This is a genomic window from Bradyrhizobium sp. DOA1 (genome assembly GCF_001593325.1).
GTDB lineage: Bacteria > Pseudomonadota > Alphaproteobacteria > Rhizobiales > Xanthobacteraceae > Bradyrhizobium.
Genome location: NZ_JXJM01000001.1, coordinates 3,197,420 through 3,220,702, shown reverse-complemented (window position 1 = coordinate 3,220,702; position 23,283 = coordinate 3,197,420). Strand labels below are relative to the sequence as shown.

Genomic DNA, 23,283 nt, shown 5'->3' with positions numbered 1-23,283 from the left:
CGCCGTGGGGCCACGTGGCGGAGTGGTTACGCAACGGTCTGCAAAACCGTGTACACCAGTTCAATTCTGGTCGTGGCCTCCATTACAAGCACCTGATTTTCCAAAAGTAATTGGCTGTAGCGCAGGCCTCGCGCCGATCCGCTTGGCAGGCGACCGGGTGAGTCCGGGTTCGCCCGGGGCCTAGTGAAGCCCGCGATTCACCTCGGTGGCACAGAGTTCGCATCGGCTGGGGGAAATGCCCTCACCGAGCGCTGGAGCACCCGTGGGCGAAATCGTCCGATTTGTTCGGAAAACCGAGTTGGAGCGTGCCCGTCTCATTCGCGAGGCGCGCGCGATCTATGACAGCATCTTTCCGCCGGCGGCCCCCGACCGGGTGCCTGAGGATAGCGAGGATCGCGTCAAAACCTGACCGCCGCTTGGGCGCTCGCCCACGACAAAACGCCCGCGAAGCGGGCGTGTCCATTCGCAACGACGATGGCCTCAGCAGGCCGCGTACCAGCCTTCCGGAAAGGGCAGCAGGGGCCAGGCGCCCTCGTTGTCGTTGGCGGCCATTGGGGTGGTCTGGGGCAAGGCCGCGTATGGCGAGGAGCGGGGCGCGAAATCATGCTCCGGCATCGGCGCGAAATCTTCGTGAGTCATGACGTCCCGGACGGCATCCAGCAGCAAGTTGAATTCGGCTTCGCTCATCGCACCCTCCGGAACGCGGATGGCGCAATGTCGCAAAGCCGGTTTGTTGTCCGATTGACCCGATCGTTCGCATTTTAACGATCCGGCGATCAGGGCCCGATTGGTTAGCGAGTGATGAAAATCCCCTCGCGAATTCTAGGTTCCTCAGTTCGGCCGACAGTGTGAAAGAAATCACATCCCCGCAGGTTTATTTCTCGCAACCTTGCGTTCGACGACGGCCCAGCGCACCCGGGCAGCGCAGAACGGGAGAACGGTCATGAAGGCGAGGTTCTTGCGGTTCGCAGCAGTGAAGAGCCGGGCGCGTCGGGCCTCGACGGTCGGGCTGTTTCTCACGTTGTTTACGTCCGCAGCCCATGCGCAGGGGACGCCGGAGCAGCGCCGGGCCTGCACGCCCGACGTTTATCGCCACTGCGCCGGCGCAATTCCCAATGTCCGGCCATCACCGCCTGCTCGCGGCGCAATCGCTCAAGCCTGAGCAACGCTTGCCGCAGCGTGTTCGACTAGGCCGGAGGATAGAGCCTGTGGATTTGTGCGCAGCAAGTGGAGGGCGCACCATGCAAAATCTGTCGATCTGCGTCTGTGAATATGCTGCGGACAAGCTGTTGAACGATTGGTTTGCGTGGCGCTCGTGATTGAGAGGGCACAGTGCGCAAGTAGCCTGCTCCGCCATTGCTAGCGGAGCGGCGCAATCTGGATCGGGCTCCACGCGCGCCCTCGACCCAGTGCGTAAAATTGCAACCTTCGCGTGCAGGAAGTCTTGATCGGCTGTGATCTATAGAGGTGATCGGCCGGCTTGAACGCACGCCGGGACCACGGCGACTAACCGACACAGTGCATAGAGGATCAGGGGAACGTGATCGCAGATCCTCTACCAAAAGCACTAAAATGGTGCTTTAGTACTTTTCATGAGCCCGTCGCCCCGAAATGCTCCATCCGCGCTGCGTTACCGGCTTGCCCCTGACCCCGCTGCCAAGGCCGCGCTGGAGGCGACGTTCCGGGCCTATGACCGCATGATGGAGATTCTCGACGAGGTCGCGCGGACCCACAATTTGGGCTCCAACGTGGTCCTGCTCCACGCCCATGCCTACGAGCCGATCCGTAAGGAGACCGCGCTGCCGTCGCGTCTGGTGACCCTGGGCTTGCGTGACCGTGCCGATTATCGCGCGGCCCAAGGCCGCCGCCTGCCGCTCGACGACAAGCTCGCCAAGATCAAGGGGCCTGCCACCATCTCGATTGCGACCGTAGAGGGCCGCTTCAGCGTGCCCTTCGACTATGCGGGCTATGCCGAGGGCTGGGGGCAGAGCGTGCCCGCACACCTCATCCGGACCGACGACGGTTTCGAAGTTCACTACGGCGTCACGCCGAACATTCTACCAGAGGAGGAGAACGCTATGGATAACATCGCTGCCGCTCCCGACAATTTCCTGTCCCGTGTCGGGCGCCTGATCGCCGGAATCGCCTATGACGCGATCGAGCAGGCGGAAGGCAAGAACAAGCTCAAGGTGGTTGGACAGGCCATCCGCGAGATCGAGCGCGCCGAGAGCGAGGCGCGCGATGCGCTCGCCGCAGCCCGGGCCGAGGAATACCGTCTCAACGCGCGCCGCAGCGAAATCGAGCGTGCGATGACCGATCTGACCGCCAAGATCGAGGGCGCGATCGCCGATTGCCGCGACGATCTCGCCCGCGCCGGCATCGCGCGACAGATGGATCTGGAAGCGCAATTCGAGGTGCTCTCGCGGGCCATCGACGAGAACAACGAGAAGATCGAGCAATGCGTGACTTCGCTGCGTGCCGTGCTGTCGGCGCTTCAGGACGCCGAGCAGCGCCGCGCCGATCTCGAAAAGAGCGAGGCTGTCGCAAGCCAGCAGGCCTCGACATCGCCCAAGAAGCAGGGCGGCAGCTCTGCGGCGGCGAAGGCGCTGCGTGCGGGCAGGGCGGTGGCGCGGGCGACCGGCGTGCCGCCGGGCATCCCTTATTCGAGCGACATCGACGAGCTCAGCACGTTGCATCGCGACAAGGAAATTGCAGCGCGGCTGGCCCGGTTGAAGTCGGGCTCCTGAGTGCCGTGTCATGAGCGCTCTGCTCGAACACGTCATGTCGCCGGAGGTCAGGCCGTTCGCGATCGCAGCGGCCATGATCGTCATCGTTGGCACGATCGAGGTGGTCTCGATGCTGGTGGGGGCTTCGCTCAGCGAGATGCTGGGCACCAACATCGATTTCGCTCACCCCAGCGACAATGGGGTGATCAATGCGATCTCGTGGATCAATGTCGGCGGTGTACCGCTCTTGATCTTCCTGCTGTTGCTGCTCGGTGCCTTTTCCATCACCGGCTTCCTGATCCAGGACGTCGCGCGGTTGGTGGCAGGTCCCTTGCCGGCGACGGTCGCCTCGGTCGGGGCGGTCGCCGCATCGGTTCCGCTGGTTCGCTTTGCCAGCCGTGCCATCGCGCGGGTCATTCCCAAGGACGAGAGCTACGCGGTCGGCCTCGGCGATCTCGTCGGCCGGATCGGTGAGGTCGTCATTGGTCCGCTCGACCAGGGGCCGCCGGGACGCGTCAGCGTCGCCGACATCCACGGCAACCGTCACTTCGTCTCGGCAGTCGCAGCACCTTCATCATCGCCTTTGCCGCAGGGAACGCTGGTTCTCCTGGTCGATCGCGACGGCACCCGCTTCGTGGCGGTGAAGGCCGACGATGAACTCAAACCTTCCAAGCACAGTCTAAGCAGCTAGCACGTCCATTATCGGAGAAAATCATGTTCGACATCGCAGTCCCGGCCGTGATCGGCGTCGCGCTGATCGTCGTCCTGGGGATCGTCTTCACCATTCTATACAAGCGCGCCACGCGTGACGAAGCGTTCGTGCGCACCGGGCTCGGTGGCAAGAAGGTCGTGCTCGACGGCGGCGCCATGATCCTGCCGATCTTCCATTCCTATGCCAGCGTCAATCTGAAGACGCTGCGGCTCACCGTCGAGCGCAAGGAGCGGGAATCCCTGATCACCAAGGACCGTCTGCGGGTCGACATCGTCGCCGAATTCTACGTCCGCGTCCGCCCCGACGAGGAGAGCATCGCGCTCGCGAGCCAGACGCTGGGCGCGCTGACCAATGATGCCGAGGCGCTGCGCAACCAGGTCGAGGCGAAATTCGTCGACGGCCTGCGCTCGGTGGCCGCGACCATGAGCATCCTCGAGCTTCAGGAGAAGCGCTCCGACTTCGTCAAGCACGTGCAGTCCACCGTCGAGTCCGACGTGAAATCGAACGGTCTCGAGCTTGAATCGGTGTCGCTGACCAAGCTCGACCAGACCGACGTCAAGTTCTTCAACCCGGAGAATTTCTTCGACGCGGAAGGTCTCACCCAATTGAAGACCGTCACCGAGACCCGGCGGCGCGATCGAAACGCCATCGTCCGCGACAACGAGGTGGCGATCGCGCAAAAGGACCTCGAAGCGCGGCAGCAGACCCTCGGGATCGAGCGGACCAAGAAGGAGGCCGAGCTCTCCCAGGAGCGCGACATCGCCAACAAGACCGCGAGCACCCGCGCCGAGGTCGCGACTGCCACACAGACTGCGCGCCTGACCGAGGAAAATGCCCGCATCGACACCGACCGTGCCGTTGCCGAGAAGGAGGCGGGCGCCAAGCAGGTCAAGGAAACCGCGGTGATCGAATCCGATCTCGCCATCAACAAGCGCAAGACCGACGCTCAGCGCGAGATCCAGATCGCGACCCAGGAGAACGAGATCCAGATCGCCGCCAAGAGCAAGGAGACGTCGGAAGCGGTCACCGAAGCCAAGACGGCGGAGGCGCTCGCCGTCTCCGCGGAGGAAAAGGTCGTCACCGCGCGTGCCGTCGAGGTCGCCGATCGCGCCCGTCTGACCCAGGTGCTGGCCGCACGGACCGAGGCCGAACGCAAATCGACCGAGCTGATCGTCGCCGCCGAGGCCGAGAAGAAGGCCTCGCTCGATCGCGCCGAGGCCGTGAAGACGCTGGCCACCGCGGAAGCCGAGTCCAACAAGATTAAGGCCGTCGGTGTCCGCAACATCGGTGAGGCGGAAGCTGCCGTGATCACCATGAAGAACGAGGCCCAGAACAAGCTCGGCAGCAACGTCATCGACTTCGAGATCGCCAAGAAACGGATCGAGACCATGCCCTCGGCGCTGGCCGAGATGGTGAAGCCGATCGCCAACCTCAAGGACGTCCGCATCCTGCACACCGGAGGTGCGTTCGGCGGCAACGGCAATGGTGCCGGCGGCAATGTGGGCTTCGGCGAAGGCCTTGCCGGCGAGCTTCTGAAGGTGCACGCGCTGCGTCCGATGATCGACGAGATCCTGCGCCAGAGCGGCTTCACGCCGGACGATGATCCCGTAAAGGCGCTGGTCGGCGCGGTGACGGGAAAGAGCAACGGCGCCGCCGTGCCTGCGCCCTTGCCGGAGAAAACAAACGCCGCCGATCTATGAATGCCCATTCATTGCTGCGGAGAATTCGGAACGATAGAACAGGCCATGCGCGTCTCGCGTCGCGCATGACTTCCGAGTGCGGGTCGACGGCGCGTTGAAACTGTCGATCGCGCTTCGGAGGAAGCTTTCGAAGCAACGCCATTTGTTGCAACGGCGCCTGCGCCGATCGACGCCGGGCGCCGAAGCCTGTTTCGATCGGGAGATTTTCAATGAAGCATTTTCTGTCTGGGCTGATCGCGATCGGATTTGCGATCGCTGCCGCGCCGTCTTTTGCGGCTGACGCCCGCAACGTCACCATCGTCAACGAGACCGGCTATGGCATTAAATTCCTCGGCTTCAACGCCCCGGACGATGGCCTGGATGAATGGGAGAACGAGCTCGAGAAGGTTTTGCAGAATCAGGCCAGCACCTATGTCGAATTCGACGAGGACGACGAGGGCTGCGTCTGGAACATCCGCGTCGACTGGCAGAACTATGACGAGGCGGTGCTCTGGAAGAACGTCAACCTCTGCAAGATGACGGCGCTGCGGCTGCGCTACGACCCCGGCACCAAGACCACCTCGTTCCTCGCCGAGTAGCCTCGGCTGATATGGCAGGGGGGCAGGGCCGCATCGCGGCCCTCCTCAGGCACCTTGCAGAAGATGACGAATTCGTCTTTGCAAGCGCAACCGGCTTTGTTATACGCAGCCGCGCGCGAACGACTGGTTCGCCCTTTCCTCGGTAGCTCAGCGGTAGAGCATCCGACTGTTAATCGGATGGTCGCTGGTTCGAATCCAGCCCGGGGAGCCAAATTCTTCAATAGAATCAAATAGATTTAAGCCGCCATGCTGACGTGTTGCGCTCCACGGAGATGCTCTCGGAAGCAGATCCCCTTTTTCGTCCAGGAATCATCGGTTCCTGATCAGGGGCGGTCGGGTGCTACCTCCCGATGTCGGCGAAGGCGATCCGGCGGGCCGTCCGTTCGTTCACTATCGCAGGGCGATAGACCCGACAGGTTGGCTGGCTTGCTAATTCGACCAAACTGCAGCTTTGCCGCGCACAACCGGAATTGGCGCGTCAATTGAAGCGACCTTGCTGAAGAAAGCGCCGAGGTAATCTTTGCAGTCAATCAGGCCGACCGGCTTATTGTCGTGGTTCTGCTCAAAGAACACACCAGTGGAGCCAATCGACGTCGATATGAGCTCAGCATATGTTTTTACCTGATGAGGGCTCATCTCGCTCATCGAGAGCGTATTGATGACAAGGTCGAATTGCTGCCGGGGAATGTGCGTTTGAGCCAAATAGTTCGGGAGAAGACACACTTCTCCGCTCGATCCTTGAGCGATGCTCTTATCTGCATCCACAAGACGAGTTTCGCGATCAAGGGCCGTCGACAAATACAGGCCGGAGAACAGGAGAGACTCGGGAAGGTCGCAAATCACGTATTGGCTTGGCTTGAGTGCGTTCAGCAGGCCTAAGCAGAGCGCGCCGTAGCCGCCGCCGATTTCGAGGATGCGAGGTGAGCGGCCACTGAACTGGTTCAGTATGCCGGAGAGCGCCATCAGGCTCATGCGTTCTTGATAGTTGACAACGTCGGAGTTCACGATGCGGCCCTTCCACCACCAGCCGCATTCGCCCAGAATGTTGGGCGCGTTCAGAACGAATTGAGACGGGATGTTGTTCGTCAATGCTTCCCAGTGCGTTATGAGCTGATCCCGTGTTTGATTGGTCCATCTCGTCTCCAGATCATCGGCGACCGGATCTGTCCCGCTGGTGCCTACGCCGGGTGCCATTTTTGTAAGATTATTCCCGCTGAAATTCTGCGAGCGGAAGCGCAGCAGCTCGATTTCCTGTGGTGTCAGTGTTGCGAGCAACTTGTAGCATCGGAGGTAATCGTTCGAGATGTCGGCATCCCAATTGGCCGCAGGCATCGCAAAACTCTCGTCGATCTCCGGTTTGCTTGCGATGAGTTCACGCCGAATTCGAACGGAATCTGTGATCGCGGCGCCAAGACGCTGGGTCCGGAGAATGCTTGCTCCTGACAGCTTTTGATTTTCAAGGTGCGGAGCGATTTGCCGATCTTTCGAAAGTCTCGGCTGTGATCGAATTAGACGACCGACCATCTCAAAAACGCTCAAAGCCCGCTCCCATCAAAGGGCAGGAAAGCTAACCTACAAGCTGGAATCGATCAACTCATGGTAGGCTAGCACGTTACTCGGCGAACGTTGACCGTTGGTCGACAGCCAAGTTTATCCGTCCGCCTGCACAGAATCGCGCCCAAACAAATGTGTGTGTTGGCGCTATCGCGCCGCGCGGGCGGCACCAAATCGACCCAATTCATGTCGAGCTTCGTAGCTGCCGGAATTTTACGGAGCTTGATCCAATGCGAGACGTCCAGGTTGACCGTTCCGAAATGGCCCCCTCGGTTCTGCCGGCAGATGTTCCCGAACTGAGCGATGACGAATGCCTGGCCTGCCTCGCGCGCGCCGTGGAGGCGCCCGATTCGGCGCGGCTGGACGAGGTTGCAGCGCTGATCGGCCGTCTCGCGATCGCGATCGAGTAGGGCTTTTTGTCTCCTGATGCGGTGGGTTGCGGCCAGCCCGGGCGCAGTTCGGGCCAGCGCCATGTTGCGTTTTGGGCAGGCATGTACCAAAGATGCCGCTAGCTCATCTCAGCGGCATAGTCCGCATTTCAGGGTCCGCAAATGTCCGGTTTCTCGACCGCGCGCCAAAAAATGGTCGATGGCCAGGTGCGCACCAGTGACGTCACCGACCGTCGCATTCTCGATGCCATGCTCACCGTTCCGCGCGAGGCCTTCGTGCCCGCCAGCAGGCAGGCTTTGGCCTATCTCGACCTCGACCTTGATGTCAGCGAGGCGGGCGCCAAGCGGTTCCTGATCAAGCCGCAGTTGACCGGCAAGCTGCTCCAAGCCGCCGAAATCGGCGAGGCGGACGACGTTCTGGTCGTCGGTTGCGCCACCGGCTATCTCGCCGCGCTGGCGGCCAAGCTGGCGCGCCAAGTCACCGCGACCGAATGCGATTCGGCGCTGGCCGCGAAGGCCAAGGACGTCTTCGCCGCCCTTGGTCTCGCCAATGTCACCTGCAAGGCCGCCTCCTGCGCCGAGGGCGATGCGTCCGTAGCGCCCTACGATGTGATCATCCTCAATGGTGCCACCGAGGTGACGCCGGAGGGGCTGTTTGGGCAGCTCAAGGAGGGCGGGCGCCTGGTGGGGGTTTCGGCCGAATCTAGGCCTCCGCGGGCCATGATCGTGACCCGTACCCACGGCGAATTCGGCCATCGGGCGCTGTTTGACGCCGCCGCCCCGGTCCTTCCCGGGCTGGAACGGGCCGCCGCCTTCGTGTTCTGACGCACAACCGCCATAAAATCCCGTTCCAAATCAGAAGTGTGGCCGGGATGCTGCACGTGAAGAGTTTCCACCGAGAACTACCCTGAGGTAGTTCCGTCGCGTTAATCCTCATCCTATGTTGCGGCGGGGCAACGACTCCACTCGGTAGACGGTAACCCAGCTCGCGGGCACGAGGTGGGCGTTACAATGAACGGAATTTCAGGGATGCATGGGGTGAAGCTCTTCACCGGAGCTGCAGTTTCGGTCCTGCTGCTGTCGCTAGCCGGGCCAGTGCCAGCCTTGGCGGACACAATCGAGTCCGCGCTGGTGCGCGCCTATCAGAACAATCCGCAGCTCAACGCGCAACGTGCCCAAGTGCGCTCGACTGACGAGAACGTGCCTCAAGCTTTGTCTGGCTATCGCCCGAGGGTCTCGCTGACGGCGAGCGGCGGTTATCAGTACCAGGATTTGCAGAGTGGCCCGGGGACTGATTCCATCAACGGAACGAGGTTACCTCGCAGCGCCGGGATTACGGCTTCCCAGACGCTCTACAATGGCAATCAGACCGCCAACAGAACGCGGGCGGCGGAGAGTCAGGTGTCCGGTGCCCGCGAAGCGTTGCGCAGTCTCGATCAGAGCGTGTTGCTTCAGGCCGCCACGACCTACATGGACTACCTGCGCGACGCTGCCACGCTGGAAGTCCAGCGCAGCAACGTGCGCGTGCTCGAGCAGACGCTGAAGCAGACGCGTGATCGTTTCAACGTCGGTGAAGTGACGCGCACCGACGTTGCGCAATCGGAAGCTCAGCTGGCGGCGGGCAGGACGCAGGCCCTGACTGCAGAAGCAAATCTCACCACAACGCGCGCCAACTTCCGCCGTATCATCGGCAACGATCCGGTAAACCTTGCACCCGGCTCGCCTGTCGATCGTTTCCTGCCAGCAACGCTTGCCGCAGCGGTCGAGCTCGGCCTCGTCGAGCATCCCAACGTGACGGCGGCCATGTACGGCATTGACGTCAATTTCTTGCAGGTCAAGGTCGCTGAAGGTGCGTTGCTGCCGACGGTTACGATCCAGGCATCGGCCCAGCAGGCCAATGAACAGTCGTTGATTCAGATGCGCTCGTTCACCGCATCGGCGATCGCGCAGATCTCGGTGCCGATCTATCAGGGAGGTGGCGAATATTCCCTGATCCGCCAATCCAAGGAGAACCTGGCGCAGCAGCGTCTCAATCTCGAAACCACGCGCGACCAGGCGCGTGCGACCGTCGTGCAGTGGTGGGGGTCGTTGCAGGCCGGCAAGGCGCAGGTCCAGTCCGCACAGGCGCAGGTGGCGGCGTCCGAGATCGCGCTGAACGGCGTGCGCGAGGAAGCCAAGGCGGGCCAGCGCACCACGCTCGACGTCCTCAACGCCCAGCAGGCCCTGGTCAATGCGCGTGTCGCGCTGGTCACCGCGCAGCACGATCGCGTGGTCGCATCCTATAACGTCCTCGCGGCCGTCGGCCGTCTGTCGCCGCAGGTGCTCGGCCTAGGGACCACGGTCTATGATCCCAGCGTGCACTACCATCAGGTCCGCGACAGCTGGGCCGGCGTGCGCACGCCCGACGGGCGTTGATTCCCGCAAGTATCCGATCGGCCTCGCAAACAGCTGCGGCCGATCGGTGCTTTGCTTGCAATCGCCAAAATCCCTGACATAGCCTTGCCAAGAAGATGCGGGTCGATTCGGCCCGTATTGATGCCGTGTGCGTAAAGCTTGAGTGCCGCGGGCAGGGGCGCACCGCCGCACATTGAGCCGTGATCTGGGGACAAGTCGGGCTGTCGCAACGAAAATGGCGGGCCGTCGATCCGGAACCGGCCAATCCTGTCGTGCTTGGTGTAAAACAACGCATGCGAGGGCGTTGATGATGTGGAGTCGGAGATGACGCAGCCTGCAAAGGTCACAGAACCCTCGATGGAGGAGATTCTGGCCTCGATCCGGCGCATCATTGCCGACGACGAGGCCAAGCCACCGCCGACAGAGACCGCCAAACCTGAGAAAGCTGCGGCGCCGCCGAAGCCACAGGCGATGAACGACATTCCGCCGTCGAAGGTCGCCCCGCCCAAACCCGCCGCCGAGAAGCCTGCAGCTCCGCCGGCCGCAAAGCCGGCGGCACCACCACCACCCGCGCCCGCGGCGGACGCATCCAACAGCCAGGACGATATCGACGCGCTGCTGGCCGGTCTCGATGCGGCCACGCCTGCGCCGGAGGTCCGTGCGCCCGACCCAGAGCCAGAGCCGGAGCCGGAGCCCGACGTGCTCGAATTGACCGACGAGATGGCGGTCGACCCAACTCCGCCTCCGCCGCCACCGAGCTTTCGCAAGGTCGAGCCGCGCGACGATCTGGAATTCGCCGAACAGCCGCCGCCACGCCCCGCGCCGCAGGCGTCTTACGCGCCGGTGGACTTCGACGCGCCCCCGCTGCCGCCGCAGCAGCCGATGCTCGCGCAATCGACGGTCTCGGCGGTCGAATCCGCCTTCAACTCGCTGGCCCATACGGTGCTGAGCAGCAATGCGCGGACGCTGGAGGATCTGGTCAAGGAGATGCTGCGTCCGATGCTGAAATCCTGGCTCGATGACAATCTGCCGGGCCTGGTTGAACGCATCGTGAAGGCGGAAATCGAGCGGGTCTCGCGCGGCGGCCGTTGAGAGGGGCCGTGCGGCCCCGATAAAGCCCTGCTCCTGCGTCATATTCGGCCTGTGGCCCGGCCGGAGCCGCCTGCCGTCGAGCTTCCCGTTGACTTGAACCGCGCGCGCGGCTTTCTAGCAGCCCCATGATCGAGAAAAATTACCAGCCCGCCGATATCGAAGCCCGCATGTCCGTGGTGTGGGAGGACAGCCTCGCCTTCAAGGCCGGTCGCCCCGACCGCCGCGACGCGGTGCCTTTCACCATCGTGATCCCGCCACCGAACGTGACGGGCTCGCTGCACATGGGCCACGCCCTCAACAACACGCTCCAGGACATCCTATGCCGGTTCGAGCGCATGCGCGGCCGCGACGTGCTGTGGCAGCCCGGCACCGACCATGCCGGCATCGCCACCCAGATGGTGGTCGAGCGCCAGCTGATGGAGCGTCAGCAGCCCGGCCGTCGCGAGATGGGCCGCGAGAAGTTCCTGGAGCGCGTCTGGCAGTGGAAGGCCGAGAGCGGCGACACCATCATAAACCAGCTCAAGCGCCTGGGCGCGTCCTGCGACTGGTCGCGCGAACGCTTCACCATGGACGAGGGCTTGTCGAAGGCCGTCGTCAAGGTGTTCGTCGAGCTGCACCGCGAGGGGCTGATCTACAAGGACAAGCGCCTGGTGAACTGGGATACCAAGCTCTTGACCGCGATCTCCGATCTTGAGGTGCAGCAGACCGAGGTCAAGGGCAGCCTCTGGTATCTGCGCTATCCGATCGAGGGCAAGAATTTCAATCCCGAGGATCCCTCGACCTTCATCGTCGTCGCCACGACCCGTCCCGAGACCATGCTCGGCGACACCGGCGTGGCCGTGCATCCCGATGATGAGCGCTATCAAAAGCTGGTCGGCAGGAACGTGATGCTGCCGCTGGTCGGCCGCAAGATCAAAATCGTCGCCGACGATTATTCCGATCCCGAGAAGGGCTCGGGCGCTGTGAAGATCACGCCGGCGCACGACTTCAACGACTTCGAGGTCGGCAATCGCCACGGCCTGCGCCGCATCAGCGTGATCGACCGGGAAGGCTGCCTCGACCTCGTCGACAACGAGGATTATCTGCGCGACCTGCCGGAGGGCGCCGGGCAGTTTGCGGAGGAGTTCCACAAGGTCGATCGCTTCGCTGCGCGCAAGCGCATCGTCGAACGACTGGAGAGCTTCGGCTTCGTCGAGCGGATCGAGCCGCACACCCACATGGTGCCGCACGGCGATCGCTCCAACAGCGTGATCGAGCCGTATCTGACCGATCAGTGGTACGTCGACGCCAAGACGATGGCGAGGCCCGCGATCGCGGCGGTGCGTTCGGGCGAAACCTCGTTCGTGCCGAAAAACTGGGAAAAGACCTATTTCGACTGGATGGAGAACATCCAGCCCTGGTGCATCTCGCGCCAGCTCTGGTGGGGTCACCAGATCCCGGCCTGGTACGGACCCGATGGCAAGGTGTTCGTCGCCGAGACCGAGGAGGAGGCCGTCAGCCACGCGCTCGGCTATTACGTCGAGCAGGAGGTCATCACGCCCGAGCAGGGGCGCGAGATGGCGCTCGACCGCAACAAGCGCGAAGGCTTCATTACCCGCGACGAGGACGTGCTCGACACCTGGTTCTCCTCGGCGCTGTGGCCATTCTCGACGCTCGGCTGGCCCGAAGATGCGCCCGAGGTGCAGCGCTATTATCCAACCAATGCGCTGGTGACCGGATTCGACATCATCTTCTTCTGGGTCGCCCGCATGATGATGATGGGCCTGCACTTCATGAAGGAAGTGCCGTTCTCGACCATCTACATCCACGCCCTCGTTCGCGACGAGAAGGGCGCCAAGATGTCGAAGTCGAAGGGCAACGTCATCGATCCCCTGAACCTGATCGACGAATACGGCGCGGACGCACTGCGCTTCACGCTGGCTGCAATGGCGGCACAGGGCCGCGACATCAAGCTCGCCACCAGCCGCGTCGAGGGCTACCGCAATTTCGCGACCAAGCTCTGGAATGCGTGCCGCTTCGCCGAGATGAACCACTGCGCCGTGCCCAAAGGATTCGAGCCGGCGAAGGCGACGGAGACGCTGAATCGCTGGATCGCGCATGAGAGCGCGCACACCACGCGCGAGGTGACCGAGGCGATCGAGGCCTATCGCTTCAACGATGCCGCCGGCGCGATTTATCGGTTCGTCTGGAACGTCTATTGCGACTGGTATCTCGAGCTCGCAAAGCCCGTGCTGCTTGGTCCAGACAGTCCCGCCAAGGACGAGACCCGCGCCATGGTCGCCTGGGCGCGCGACGAGATCCTCAAGCTGCTGCACCCCTTCATGCCCTTCATCACCGAAGAGCTGTGGGAGGTGACGGCCAAGCGCGACGGCCTGCTCGCCTTGGCGCCGTGGCCGCTGAAGCCCGCCGGGCCGACGCCGGAGCAGCTTGCGATGCTGGCGGCAACGACGGGGCCGACCGATCCGCTCGCCGCGCCGGCCTGGGTGCTGCCGATCTTCGACCATGCCGACTTCAGCGATCCCAAGGCGGAAGCCGAGATCGGCTGGGTGATCGACCTCGTCACCCAGATCCGCTCGGTGCGCGCCGAGATGAACATCCCACCGGCGACGCTGACGGCCTTGGTGCTCGCCGGCGCCTCGGCCGAGACGAGGGAGCGCGCCCCGAGATGGACCGACGTCATCAAGCGCTTGGCGCGCTTGTCGGACATCTCCTTCGCCGAGCGCGCGCCAGACGGCGCGGTTCAGCTGCTGGTGCGCGGCGAGGTGGCCGCGCTGCCGCTGAAGGGCGTGATCGATGTCGCTGCCGAGCGCACGCGCCTCGACAAGGAGATCGGCAAGGCCGATGCCGACATCAAGCGCGCCGAGTCGAAGCTCGCCAACGAGAAATTCGTCGCCAACGCGGCCGAAGAGGTCGTCGAGGAGGAGCGCGAAAAGCGCGAGGCGGCGCTGGCCCGCAAGGCCAAGCTGCTCGAGGCGCTGGAGCGGTTGAAGCAGGCGTCGTAGGCCTACTTCGGAAACGGCTTGCTGAGGAATTTCGAGCCCCTGACGCCGTAGCGCCAGGGCAGTTCGACGGCCTTGGTGATGCCGATCCGGATGCCGGTTGCGACCTCGACGTCCTCCGTCCGCGCATGCAGTGCGATCGGCGGACGGTCCAGCGGCAGGGCGTTGTGCGCGATGGTGATGCCGAGCGCCTCGGTCAGCTTGCCCGGGCCCGAGCACAGCGCGTGCATGTCCTGGAGATGACGGCGGCGGCGCATCGCAGCTAGGCCGTGCGTCGGCTCCAGCGCGCGGATCAGCACGGCGCTGGCCGAACCTTTCTCCTCGCAGACGAAGTTCACGCACCAATGGATGCCGTAGGAGCGGTAGACATAGGCAAAGCCGGGTGGGCCGAACATCACCTGATTTCGCGGCGTCGGTCCGTTGTAGGAGTGCGCGGCCGGGTCGGTATGATGATAGGCCTCGACCTCGACGATGATCCCGCCGACTCCGTCGACCAGCATGGTGGCACCGATCAAATCGGGCGCGACCTCATGCACGCTGCGGTCGAAAAAGGCGCGCTTCAAGGCTTTGCCGAGCCGGGGTGGTGAAGTCTTCTTGATTGGAGCCATTCGAGGTGAGAATCGCCAGAGAACAGAGCAGGATATTGCCCATATCTGCCATGTTCCCTGAAGCGCGGCGAGCCGGGTTGCGATGGCTGGCCAGACCGACTAGGTAGGACCTGAACAGACCGGACACCCCATGGTCGTTATTGTCGATACCATCTCGAACCCGCTGCGCCCGCGCCACCCCGAGAAGGTGAACCGGCCCGATTCCGCTTCGCCACCGAAGCCGGACTGGATCCGCGTGCGCGCGCCCAACACCCGCGGCTATGCCGATACCCGCAACATCGTGCGGGCGAACGGCCTGCACACGGTGTGCGAGGAGGCGGGCTGCCCGAACATCGGCGAGTGCTGGGACAAAAAGCACGCGACCTTCATGATCATGGGGGACACCTGCACCCGCGCCTGCGCCTTCTGCAACGTCAAGACCGGGCTGCCCAATGCACTCGATGCAGCCGAGCCGCAGAACGTAGCGGAGGCGGTCGCGAAGCTGGGCCTCGCCCATGTCGTGATCACCTCGGTCGACCGCGACGACCTTCCCGATGGTGGCGCCCAGCATTTCGCGGAGACGATCCGCGCCATCCGGGCCGCGTGCCCCTCGACCACGATCGAGATCCTGACGCCGGACTTCCTGCGCAAGGAGGGCGCGCTCGAAATCGTCGTCGCGGCGAAGCCCGATGTGTTCAACCACAATCTCGAGACCGTGCCGTCGCGCTATCTGACGGTGCGTCCCGGCGCGCGCTATTTCCACTCGATCCGGCTGCTGCAGCGGGTGAGAGAGCTCGATCCCACCATTTTCACCAAGTCCGGCATCATGGTCGGCCTCGGTGAGGATCGCCATGAGGTGCTCCAGGTGATGGACGATCTGCGCTCGGCCGAGGTCGATTTCCTGACCATCGGCCAGTATCTCCAGCCGACCCGCAAGCACCACGCCGTGATGCGCTTCGTTCCGCCCGACGAGTTCGCCTCCTACGAGAAGGTCGCCTACACCAAGGGATTCCTGATGGTGTCGGCGAGCCCGCTGACCCGTTCCTCGCATCATGCCGGCGAGGATTTCGCGAGACTGAAGGCCGCGCGGGCCGCTAGCGTCCGCTGAATCGCCATGCCCAAATTTTCGAGCAAGCGCCGTGTCAATCACAGCGCATCCGAGATGTTTGATCTGGTCGCCGATGTCGAGCGCTACCCGGAATTCGTTCCGCTGTGCAGCGCGCTGAAGGTGCGCCAGCGGATGACGAAACCCGACAGCACCGAGGTGCTGGTCGCCGACATGACGGTGTCGTTCAAGCTGGTCAAGGAATCCTTCACCAGCCGGGTGACGCTGGATCGCGCCAATCTGAAGATCCTGGTCGAATATCTGCAAGGTCCTTTCAGTAATCTCGAAAACCGCTGGACGTTCGAGCCCAAGGGGGAGGGCGTCTGCGACGTCGGGTTCTTCCTCTCCTACGAGTTCAGGAGCCGCATGCTGGCGATGCTGATGGGCTCGATGTTCGACGCCGCCTTCGCGCGGTTTTCCACTGCGTTCGAAAAGCGCGCGGATGCGATCTACGGCCGGCCGAAGCTGGCGCAGACGTAGCTGCCGCAGGCACCACTCTTTCCGCCGTCATTGCGAGCGCAGCGAAGCAATCCAGAGTCTTTCCGTAGAGGGATTCTGGATTGCTTCGTCGCAAGGGCTCCTCGCAATCACGCTGGAGGGACCAACGCGCCCCTCAATCCACCGCCTTCACCACATCCGGCGGCTGCGAGGCGTAGTATGCCGCGGCCTGATCGATCTCCTGCGGCGTCATCGCACGGGCGATGTTGCGCATCTGCTGGCTGATGTCGTTCCGGCGCTCGCCGGAGGCGAAGGCCTGGAGCTGGGCCTTCATATAGGCCTCCGATTGACCTTCGAGCCACGGACTGCCGGTCTTGTTGTCGAGGCTGCCATGGCAGGAGCCGCAGGGCGCGATGCCGCGGATCGGTGCGCCGAAGATGACGATGTTGGGCTTCGGCAGCTGCGGCGTCGGATGGTAGGCCGGCAGCCGCGGCAGATAGGCGTAATATTGGGAGAGATCGGCGATCTCCTGGTCGGTCAGATTGACCGCAAACGGCGACATCACGGCATTGGTGCGCGCACCCGAGCGGAAGTCGAGCAGTTGCTTGTAGATCACCGCGGCATACTGGCCGGCGAGGTTCGGCGAATCCGCCCGGCTGACGCCGGTCGGGCCGTGGCAGATCGCACAGCGCTGCGCCAGCGTGGCGCCACGGCCGATCGCCTCCTGGCTTGGGCGTGACAATGTGGACGAGGTCAGCACGACCTCCGACAGGCGCTTGCTCTGCTCGGGTGCCGTCACGTTCGGCGCGCGCTGCGGCACGCCGGCGGCGCTGCAGATGGCATCCCACAGATTGGCGAACTGAACCCAGGGCTGCGCAAGAGGCAATACGATGAAGCCGGCAATCGCCGTCACGACCAGGATCGCGGCGGTGATACCGACACTGAGCGTGAAATGCCTGTTACGGAAGGTGAAAAGGTCGGGCGTGCTCATCACTGCGCCCCCACATAGACGGCCGGCACAGACGTGCCTTCGCTCAGGGCCAGAGTCAGGATTGGATAGCCGTAATTGGTGAGCGTGAGCGCGATCATCAGGGCTACCCAGAGCCCGTGGGTGTTGAGCGCGACCGGCACGATTGCGGGCTGGTGCACGGCGAGCGCAAACTGGTAGGGACCTGCATCGGCCTGAGGCGCACGCATGCCGCGCGCCAGGATGACGATGAACATGATTCCGGAGGCGAGCAGGATGAAGCCGCCGATCGCCGAGAGCGTGACCGAGAGCGCCTGCGGCGCGATGGCGGGATCGTCGAAATCGAAATAGGCCATGCGGCGCGGCATGCCGAGGATGCCGACCCAGTGCCACGGGAAAGTGGTGACGATCATGCCGACGAACCAGAGCCAGAGCTGTGTGCGGATCAAGCGGAGATCGATCAGCTCGCGGCCTGTCAGATGCGGCCATAGATCATAGGCGATCGCGAAATACATGATGACGATGGCGCCGCCGAAGATGAGGTGGAAATGGCCGGTGATCCACTGCGTGTTGTGGATCGACGCATCGAGCTGGTAGCTCATGTTGATGAGCCCGCCGGCGCCGCCGAAGCCGAGCATGACGAACGAGAACGCCAGTGCCAGCATCATCGGATTGTCCCAGGGCAGGGCCCTGATCCAGCCGAACATGCCGCGCCCGCCGCGCAGGCGCGCGGCGATCTCGACCGAGGCGCAGATCGTGAACACGGTCAGCAGCGTCGGCAAGGCCACCAGCGCCGTGAAGGCCGAATGGATGAACTTGAAGCCGGCGCCGACCTGCGGATCGGCGAAGGTGTGGTGCATGCCGATCGGCATCGCCACCACCAGGAACAGGATGAAGGAGATTCGCGCCATGCTGTCGGAATAAACCCGGCCGCCGATCGCGCGCGGCACGATGGTGTAATAGGCGATGTAGGTCGGCATCAGCCAGAAATAGACGATGGCGTGCAGCGTCCAGGAGAAGAACACGCGGGCAAGACCGGCGTCGATCGTGCTCTTTAGCCCCGCAGCGACCGGAATGATCTGGAGCAGCAGCTCGAGCGCGGCGCCGACCGCAGTCCAGGCCCACAAATACGAGCCCGCGACATTGGCGAACATGGCGAGCGGGACCGGCGCGCCGGGATTTGCCTTGCGCCAGACGCGCAGATTGACCGACATCAGCGCGACCCAGATCCACGAGCCGACGACGACCAGCACGACGCCGAGATAGTAGAACACATTGCCGATCAGCGGCGGATAAAAGGTATAAAGCACCGAGGCGCGCCCGAGCGCGATGGGGATCACCGCCATGATGCTGCCAGCGACGATCAGCCAGAATCCGGCCCAGGCCCAGCGCACGCCGACCAGGCGCTGCTGCAGCGCGGATTCGCTGATGGCGTAGCCAAAGCCCATCGCGACGAGCGTCGGGAAGACATAGCCCATCACCGTGCCGTGCGCGGTGAGCGAGCGGTAATAGAGCTCGGGGTTTGAGAGCCAGATGCCGATCGGGCTGCGGATGAACATCTGCCAGGCGCCGAGCGCTAGGGCGATGCCGAACACCGCGAAGGCCAGCCAGAAATGGGCGAGGATGAGCTTCCTATTGACCAACACAGCTCAGCCTCCCGCCACCCTTCGCACGACCCGCGAATTCGGTTTTGTCGATCACCTTGACCTTGCCCCACATGCCCTCGTGGCCGAAGGAGCAAAACTCCTGACAGGGCATCAGATAGTCGCCAGCCTTCGCAAAGCGCATGGGCTGCTCGGAAATGTAGCCGGGCACCAGCATGGTGTTGACGTTGGTGCCTTGAATGAGGATGCCGTGCACGACGTCGGCACTGGTGGCACGTAGCGTGATAGGCGTGTCGTTCGGCACCAGGATGCAGGCCGGCGTGAAGGAATATTGCTGGCCGATCGCTCGCACCGTCACATTGCCATTGGTTTCCAGCACGCTGCCGAGGTTGCTCTCGACGAATTCGCCGGACAGATGCAGGCGCGATGGATCGATGGTCTCGACGCGGGGCTGCGGCATGGTCGCGCGATGGATGCCCGCAAATGCGGCGAGCAGCGCCATCATCACGATGATGATCACGGCAATGGTGGCCCAGCGGCGTTCGACGCGAGCCGCGACCTCGGCGCTGCCATGGGTCTCCTCGGCACTCATTGCAGCGGTCCACGCGGCAGGAAGACGAACAGGTAGAACGCAAACCACATTGCGACCACGCAGGCCGTGGCAATGCCGGCGAGCACGACCGCCCCGGACGGGCCTTGCGCGACGACGTCCTCGACGGCCTGGTCGGCAGCAGCCGGGCTGGTCGGCGGATCGGAATTGATCATGGCAACCTCATTTCAGCGGAGCGGCGCGCAGCTCGTTGGCTTCGCGCGCCGAAACCGGCGTGCCGCGATTGCCCCAGGCGGTGCGGATATAGGAGACTACGGCAGCGACCTCGTTGTCGGAGAGGAGGCCTGCGAAGGGCGGCATGCCGTACGGCATCGGATTGCCCTTGGTGCCCGGCGGATAGCCGCCATTGAGCACCATGCGGATCGGATTGACCGCGGACTGCATCTCGATCGACTGGTTGTTGGCAAGGGGCGGCCAGTGCGGCGGCTTGCCTTCGCCTTGCGCGCCATGGCAGCTGGCGCACTGCTTGTCATAAACGGCCTTGCCGAGGCTGATCAGCAGACTGCTCTCGGTGGTCGGCAGCGTCGTCCGCGCCGGCGGCGGAGGCGAGGGCTCCGAGATGCTCTTGAGGTACACGGCCATCGCCCGGGTGTCCTCGTCAGTGAGATATTGCAGGCTGTTGTGCACGACCTCCGCCATCGGACCATAGACCACGCCCCGCATGGAAACGCCGGTCTGGAGCAGGTCGGTGATGTCCTTGATGCTCCAGTCGCCGAGCCCGGCTTCACGATTAGACGTCAGCGAGGGCGCGTACCAGTTCTGCATCGGGATCAGGCCGCCCTTGAAGGCCTCCGATTGCGAAGTGCCGCCGAGCGCGTTGATCGGCGAATGGCACATGCCGCAATGGCCGAGACCCTCGACTAGATAGGCGCCGCGATTCCATTCCTCCGATTTTTTCGGATCCGGCTTGAACTCGCCCTCGGTGAAAAACAGCGTGCGCCAGCCGAGGATGAGTTGGCGGTTGTCATAGGGAAAGCGCAGCTCGTGCGGCTTGTTCTTCTGGTTCACCGCCGCAATCGAGCGCAGATAGGCGTAGATCGCATCGCTGTCGGCGCGCGTGACCTTGGTGTAGGACGCGAACGGCATCGCCGGATAGATCAGCCCGCCGTCGGGGAAGCGGCCGCTGTGCATGGTCTTGTAGAAATCGTCCGCGCTCCATTTGCCGATGCCCGTCTCGGTGTCAGGCGTGATGTTGGACGTGTAGAGCGTGCCAAATGGCGTCGGCATGGCGCGGCCGCCAGCGAACAGGCGGCCTTCCGGCGCGGTATGGCAGGCGGTGCAGTCGCCGGCGCGAGCGAGATATTCGCCGCGTGCGATGACATCGCTGCTTCTGTCCTGCGCATGAGCCGTCGTCGTGAGTACGGCGAGAGCAAGGAGTGCAAACGGCAGTTTCGAGCCCATCATCCGCCTCGTCAGTTGGGCTGGCTACCGCAGCCGAACGGCAGCGCGTAGGTGCCTTTCGGGACGGGGGCCGGATTAGCCGGAGCCGGCAGTGTCGCGAGCCAAGCCGAAACAGCAGTGACATCGGCCTCGGTCAGATGACCGGCGACGAGTTGCATGCAGTCGGGCGACTTCGCGGTGCGGGTACCGTAGCGCCAGGCGCCGAGCTGCGCGCTGACATAGGCGGCGCGGAGGCCGAGCAGGCCTGGGATGCCCGGCTGCATCCCGGTAAGCGCAGGCCCATGGCAACTCACGCACGCCGGAATGTTGCGGTTGGCATCGCCGCTGGTGGCGAGCGACTCTCCCAGCGCGAGCACGTCCTTGCTGACCTCGCTCGGCGCTGGTGGCGGCAGCGGCGGATGCTCGCTGGCGAAATATTCCGCCATCGCCTCCAGATACGGGTCGGGGAGAAACTCCAGGAGATAGTTCATCGGCGGATATTTGCGCCGGCCGCTGCGGAAGGCGAGCAGCTGGTTGTAGAGATAGCCGGCCGGCTTGCCGGCAAGGCGCGGAAAATAGACGTCGCTGGTGCCTTCGCCCTTGTTGCCGTGACAGGGCGTACAGGCCTCGACCCGCGCCGCCATCGTATCCGGCGGCTGGTTGGTGGCCGTTTGTGCGGCCGCACCCTCAATGGCAGCCAAGGTGATGATCACGGCGACTGACGCCGCGGCGCGAGCGAACAATTTCGTCGCCCTCCACAATGTTGGTCCAGTTGATTCCAGAGCGCAACGTAAGGCGGCATTATTGCGCCAATATGGTCCCGCGCAAGATCGGTCACGCGCGAGGACGTTTGGTCGCGGTATCCGCATCCGCGCTTCCGATCGAATTCGACAAAACTTGGGTGCTTTCTGAAAACCGAGCAAAACGCTGCAGCCTCGCGACAGGACCTGCCCGAGCTTTGCTTCGTCATCTCACCCTCCTTGTCAGAGGGCGCAGGGAAGACCGGGTGCCGGCTGGGCACCCACGGTCCACTGTGCGAAAGCGTGTGCTTTACAAGATTGCACAGCGGCATACAGGTGAAGCCAAGCGACCGGCCTTCCCTGCGCAGTGGTTTGACGGCTTATGCCGAGCTCTCCCCGGGGAGCGATGCACTATTGCCCCCGTCGTCTTGCGGATGATCGATGTGCGCGCCCGGTTGGGCACGATACATCACCGCAAGACTTGACGCACAGGCCCCGGGCGTCAGGACGACACGGTTTTGCCGTACGCCGATAGCACCTGTCGTTGGCGCGACGCGATCGCTCACGGTTGCCCCGCCCTGCAATTGCGATCGCGCCGGTGCTGCCAGCGCCCACCACGGCCCATCCCGCGTTCGTGACGATCGCGATACGCCCCTCTGACTGGGATGAGGTGGCGCAAGAATGCGACAAACCAGAAATTCTGTAAAGGCGAATATTTTAAACCGATCCGGTTGACCCGCGATTGGGTGTTTTGCTCGCCGGGCAACGCTACAACTTGTGCCTGTAGCCCGGATCAGCGCAGCGACATCCGGGATTCACACCGCGATGGTCCCGGGTCTCGCTGCGCTCACCCGGGCTACGCGACCGGTTCCGCAGCTGTCAGCAACGGGATCATTTTGCGTCGTTGCGTGTTCTCTCCGGATTGTCCGCGCGGGAGCTTCCATGACCATCAATTTCGACACGCTGAAAGCGTCGCTCGTCCTGTACGGCCTCAACGCGATCTACGCGATCCTGCTGCTTGCAATCGGCTGGTATCTGTCCGGCGCGATGCAGCGTTTCGTCACGCGCCTGTTGAGCGTCACGCACCGCGTCGACCCGCTCGTGACGCTGTTCGTGGGCAGCCTCGCGCGCTACGGCGTCCTGGCCGTGGTCGGCATCGCCGTGCTTCAGCTGTTCGGCATTCAAACGGCAAGCCTTGTCGCCGTGCTCGGCGCGACGTCACTCGCCATTGGCCTCGCGCTCCAGGGCACGCTCTCCAATCTCGCCGCCGGCGTGATGCTGCTGCTGTTCCGTCCCTTCCACATCGGCGACGAGGTCGAGGTCGCCGGCAAGGCGGGCAAGGTCAGGTCGCTCTCGCTGTTCATGACCGAGCTGGTCGCGCCCGACAACACGCAGATCCTGTTGCCGAACGGACAGGTGTGGGGTGCCGCGATCATCAACCGCAGCGCCTATCCCGGCACGGGCGAGGTCAAGGTGACGTTTCCGGTCAGGGCCGGCGCGGCCAATGCGTTGGCTGGCCAAATCCTGAAAGAGCTGCGCGATGATCCTCGCATCGCCGAGGGGGGCACGCCTTCGGTCAACGTGTCGAAGGTGATTGCTACTGATCCCGCAACCCCTGTCGTTGAGTTGACGGTGAGCGCGAAGGTGAAGCCGTCCGACGCCGATGCCGTCAAGCAGCGTGTGCTCGATCATGCGAGCGCACTACTCG

The 23,283-nt window shown here is 63.5% G+C and carries 22 protein-coding genes, 2 tRNA genes and 1 pseudogene; 16 read left to right on the top strand and 9 right to left on the bottom strand.

The genetic code is table 11. From position 1 onward, the window contains the following. Nucleotides 1-8 precede the first annotated feature (8 nt). Both SE91_RS15270 and SE91_RS37075 read left to right on the top strand, forming a co-directional pair. Nucleotides 9-82 (top strand) — tRNA-Cys (locus SE91_RS15270). A gap of 180 nt (nucleotides 83-262) precedes the next feature. After that, nucleotides 263-409, top strand: coding sequence for a hypothetical protein (locus tag SE91_RS37075; RefSeq protein ID WP_197489467.1), 147 nt, complete (start codon nucleotides 263-265; stop codon nucleotides 407-409). Between the two features lie 71 nt (nucleotides 410-480). Here the strand turns inward: SE91_RS37075 and SE91_RS15265 are convergent, their stop codons facing one another. Continuing rightward, complete coding sequence (locus SE91_RS15265; protein ID WP_061848156.1) at nucleotides 481-687, bottom strand: hypothetical protein; 207 nt, start codon at nucleotides 685-687, stop codon at nucleotides 481-483. Between the two features lie 256 nt (nucleotides 688-943). On the opposite strand from SE91_RS15265, the pseudogene SE91_RS38145 reads away from it, so the two are divergent. The 6 genes and pseudogenes from SE91_RS38145 (at nucleotide 944) to SE91_RS15235 (ending at nucleotide 5,927) form a co-directional block, all read left to right on the top strand. Continuing rightward, a pseudogene (locus SE91_RS38145) lies at nucleotides 944-1,191 on the top strand (hypothetical protein). Nucleotides 1,192-1,592: 401 nt separating this feature from the next. Continuing rightward, on the top strand, nucleotides 1,593-2,747 hold the full coding sequence (locus SE91_RS15255; RefSeq protein WP_061848155.1) for a PspA/IM30 family protein: 1,155 nt from the start codon (nucleotides 1,593-1,595) through the stop codon (nucleotides 2,745-2,747). Between the two features lie 10 nt (nucleotides 2,748-2,757). Then, nucleotides 2,758-3,417, top strand: coding sequence for an OB-fold-containig protein (locus tag SE91_RS15250; RefSeq protein ID WP_061848154.1), 660 nt, complete (start codon nucleotides 2,758-2,760; stop codon nucleotides 3,415-3,417). Nucleotides 3,418-3,440: 23 nt separating this feature from the next. After that, nucleotides 3,441-5,138, top strand: coding sequence for a flotillin family protein (locus SE91_RS15245; protein WP_061848153.1), 1,698 nt, complete (start codon nucleotides 3,441-3,443; stop codon nucleotides 5,136-5,138). 209 nt (nucleotides 5,139-5,347) lie between these two features. Continuing rightward, entirely contained in the window at nucleotides 5,348-5,716 is a 369-nt protein-coding gene (locus tag SE91_RS15240; RefSeq protein ID WP_061848152.1) for a hypothetical protein, read from the top strand. Between the two features lie 136 nt (nucleotides 5,717-5,852). Further along, nucleotides 5,853-5,927, top strand: a tRNA-Asn gene (locus tag SE91_RS15235). Nucleotides 5,928-6,145: 218 nt separating this feature from the next. Here SE91_RS15235 and SE91_RS15230 read toward each other — a convergent pair. Continuing rightward, entirely contained in the window at nucleotides 6,146-7,255 is a 1,110-nt protein-coding gene (locus SE91_RS15230) for a putative sugar O-methyltransferase (RefSeq protein WP_082813728.1), read from the bottom strand. Between the two features lie 245 nt (nucleotides 7,256-7,500). Here SE91_RS15230 and SE91_RS15225 point away from each other — a divergent pair, with 245 nt between their 5' ends. The 5 genes from SE91_RS15225 to SE91_RS15205 all read left to right on the top strand — a co-directional run bounded on the left by SE91_RS15225 (nucleotide 7,501) and on the right by SE91_RS15205 (nucleotide 14,147). After that, a complete protein-coding gene (locus SE91_RS15225) occupies nucleotides 7,501-7,680 on the top strand; it encodes a hypothetical protein (RefSeq protein ID WP_061848150.1) in 180 nt (59 codons plus the stop codon). Between the two features lie 141 nt (nucleotides 7,681-7,821). Next, entirely contained in the window at nucleotides 7,822-8,484 is a 663-nt protein-coding gene (locus SE91_RS15220; RefSeq protein ID WP_061848149.1) for a protein-L-isoaspartate O-methyltransferase family protein, read from the top strand. 204 nt (nucleotides 8,485-8,688) lie between these two features. Further along, nucleotides 8,689-10,074, top strand: coding sequence for a TolC family outer membrane protein (locus SE91_RS15215; protein WP_061848148.1), 1,386 nt, complete (start codon nucleotides 8,689-8,691; stop codon nucleotides 10,072-10,074). 303 nt (nucleotides 10,075-10,377) lie between these two features. Next, nucleotides 10,378-11,145 (top strand): PopZ family protein, encoded by a 768-nt coding sequence (locus tag SE91_RS15210; RefSeq protein ID WP_061851142.1) that lies wholly within the window; start codon nucleotides 10,378-10,380, stop codon nucleotides 11,143-11,145. A 125-nt stretch (nucleotides 11,146-11,270) separates the two neighbouring features. Beyond that, on the top strand, nucleotides 11,271-14,147 hold the full coding sequence (locus SE91_RS15205) for a valine--tRNA ligase (RefSeq protein WP_061848147.1): 2,877 nt from the start codon (nucleotides 11,271-11,273) through the stop codon (nucleotides 14,145-14,147). 2 nt (nucleotides 14,148-14,149) lie between these two features. Here SE91_RS15205 and SE91_RS15200 read toward each other — a convergent pair whose 3' ends face one another. Next, nucleotides 14,150-14,752 carry a DNA-3-methyladenine glycosylase gene (locus SE91_RS15200; protein ID WP_061848146.1) on the bottom strand — a complete coding sequence of 201 codons (603 nt, stop codon included), beginning with the start codon at nucleotides 14,750-14,752 and terminating at the stop codon, nucleotides 14,150-14,152. A gap of 130 nt (nucleotides 14,753-14,882) precedes the next feature. Here SE91_RS15200 and lipA point away from each other — a divergent pair, with 130 nt between their 5' ends. Next, nucleotides 14,883-15,839, top strand: a complete 957-nt coding sequence (lipA, locus tag SE91_RS15195; protein ID WP_061848144.1) for a lipoyl synthase — start codon at nucleotides 14,883-14,885, stop codon at nucleotides 15,837-15,839. Nucleotides 15,840-15,845: 6 nt separating this feature from the next. Continuing rightward, nucleotides 15,846-16,316 (top strand): type II toxin-antitoxin system RatA family toxin, encoded by a 471-nt coding sequence (locus SE91_RS15190; RefSeq protein ID WP_061848143.1) that lies wholly within the window; start codon nucleotides 15,846-15,848, stop codon nucleotides 16,314-16,316. A 133-nt stretch (nucleotides 16,317-16,449) separates the two neighbouring features. On the opposite strand, the gene SE91_RS15185 is transcribed toward SE91_RS15190, so the two are convergent. Genes SE91_RS15185 through SE91_RS15165 form a run of 6 tightly spaced genes read right to left on the bottom strand, consistent with a single transcriptional unit; the run spans nucleotide 16,450 to nucleotide 21,578 of the window. Next, complete coding sequence (locus SE91_RS15185; RefSeq protein WP_061848142.1) at nucleotides 16,450-17,265, bottom strand: c-type cytochrome; 816 nt, start codon at nucleotides 17,263-17,265, stop codon at nucleotides 16,450-16,452. Further along, a complete protein-coding gene (locus tag SE91_RS15180) occupies nucleotides 17,265-18,887 on the bottom strand; it encodes a b(o/a)3-type cytochrome-c oxidase subunit 1 (protein ID WP_061848141.1) in 1,623 nt (540 codons plus the stop codon). The genes SE91_RS15185 and SE91_RS15180 overlap by 1 nt, the downstream gene beginning before the upstream one ends. Then, nucleotides 18,874-19,437: a cupredoxin domain-containing protein gene (locus SE91_RS15175; RefSeq protein ID WP_061848140.1), complete on the bottom strand. Its 564-nt coding sequence runs from the start codon at nucleotides 19,435-19,437 to the stop codon at nucleotides 18,874-18,876. The genes SE91_RS15180 and SE91_RS15175 overlap by 14 nt, the downstream gene beginning before the upstream one ends. Then, on the bottom strand, nucleotides 19,434-19,610 hold the full coding sequence (locus SE91_RS37070) for a hypothetical protein (RefSeq protein ID WP_197489466.1): 177 nt from the start codon (nucleotides 19,608-19,610) through the stop codon (nucleotides 19,434-19,436). The genes SE91_RS15175 and SE91_RS37070 overlap by 4 nt, the downstream gene beginning before the upstream one ends. A 7-nt stretch (nucleotides 19,611-19,617) precedes the next feature. Next, a complete protein-coding gene (locus SE91_RS15170; RefSeq protein WP_156489622.1) occupies nucleotides 19,618-20,859 on the bottom strand; it encodes a cytochrome c in 1,242 nt (413 codons plus the stop codon). 8 nt (nucleotides 20,860-20,867) lie between these two features. Next, nucleotides 20,868-21,578, bottom strand: coding sequence for a c-type cytochrome (locus SE91_RS15165; RefSeq protein ID WP_061848139.1), 711 nt, complete (start codon nucleotides 21,576-21,578; stop codon nucleotides 20,868-20,870). A gap of 939 nt (nucleotides 21,579-22,517) precedes the next feature. On the opposite strand from SE91_RS15165, the gene SE91_RS15160 reads away from it, so the two are divergent. After that, a partial coding sequence (locus SE91_RS15160) for a mechanosensitive ion channel family protein (protein WP_061848138.1) occupies nucleotides 22,518-23,283 on the top strand: 766 nt, incomplete at its 3' end.

Bases quoted from the DNA above. Each gene is read 5' to 3' on its own strand.
- SE91_RS15210 (WP_061851142.1), top strand. From the start codon at position 10,378: ATGACGCAGCCTGCAAAGGTCACAGAACCCTCGATGGAGGAGATTCTG.
- SE91_RS15265 (WP_061848156.1), bottom strand. From the start codon at position 687: ATGAGCGAAGCCGAATTCAACTTGCTGCTGGATGCCGTCCGGGACGTC.
- SE91_RS15225 (WP_061848150.1), top strand. From the start codon at position 7,501: ATGCGAGACGTCCAGGTTGACCGTTCCGAAATGGCCCCCTCGGTTCTG.
- SE91_RS15240 (WP_061848152.1), top strand. From the start codon at position 5,348: ATGAAGCATTTTCTGTCTGGGCTGATCGCGATCGGATTTGCGATCGCT.
- SE91_RS15200 (WP_061848146.1), bottom strand. From the start codon at position 14,752: ATGGCTCCAATCAAGAAGACTTCACCACCCCGGCTCGGCAAAGCCTTG.
- SE91_RS15250 (WP_061848154.1), top strand. From the start codon at position 2,758: ATGAGCGCTCTGCTCGAACACGTCATGTCGCCGGAGGTCAGGCCGTTC.
- lipA (WP_061848144.1), top strand. From the start codon at position 14,883: ATGGTCGTTATTGTCGATACCATCTCGAACCCGCTGCGCCCGCGCCAC.
- SE91_RS15220 (WP_061848149.1), top strand. From the start codon at position 7,822: ATGTCCGGTTTCTCGACCGCGCGCCAAAAAATGGTCGATGGCCAGGTG.
- SE91_RS15190 (WP_061848143.1), top strand. From the start codon at position 15,846: ATGCCCAAATTTTCGAGCAAGCGCCGTGTCAATCACAGCGCATCCGAG.
- SE91_RS15185 (WP_061848142.1), bottom strand. From the start codon at position 17,265: ATGAGCACGCCCGACCTTTTCACCTTCCGTAACAGGCATTTCACGCTC.
- SE91_RS15205 (WP_061848147.1), top strand. From the start codon at position 11,271: ATGATCGAGAAAAATTACCAGCCCGCCGATATCGAAGCCCGCATGTCC.
- SE91_RS15215 (WP_061848148.1), top strand. From the start codon at position 8,689: ATGCATGGGGTGAAGCTCTTCACCGGAGCTGCAGTTTCGGTCCTGCTG.
- SE91_RS37070 (WP_197489466.1), bottom strand. From the start codon at position 19,610: ATGATCAATTCCGATCCGCCGACCAGCCCGGCTGCTGCCGACCAGGCC.
- SE91_RS15245 (WP_061848153.1), top strand. From the start codon at position 3,441: ATGTTCGACATCGCAGTCCCGGCCGTGATCGGCGTCGCGCTGATCGTC.
- SE91_RS15255 (WP_061848155.1), top strand. From the start codon at position 1,593: ATGAGCCCGTCGCCCCGAAATGCTCCATCCGCGCTGCGTTACCGGCTT.
- SE91_RS15175 (WP_061848140.1), bottom strand. From the start codon at position 19,437: ATGAGTGCCGAGGAGACCCATGGCAGCGCCGAGGTCGCGGCTCGCGTC.
- SE91_RS15170 (WP_156489622.1), bottom strand. From the start codon at position 20,859: ATGATGGGCTCGAAACTGCCGTTTGCACTCCTTGCTCTCGCCGTACTC.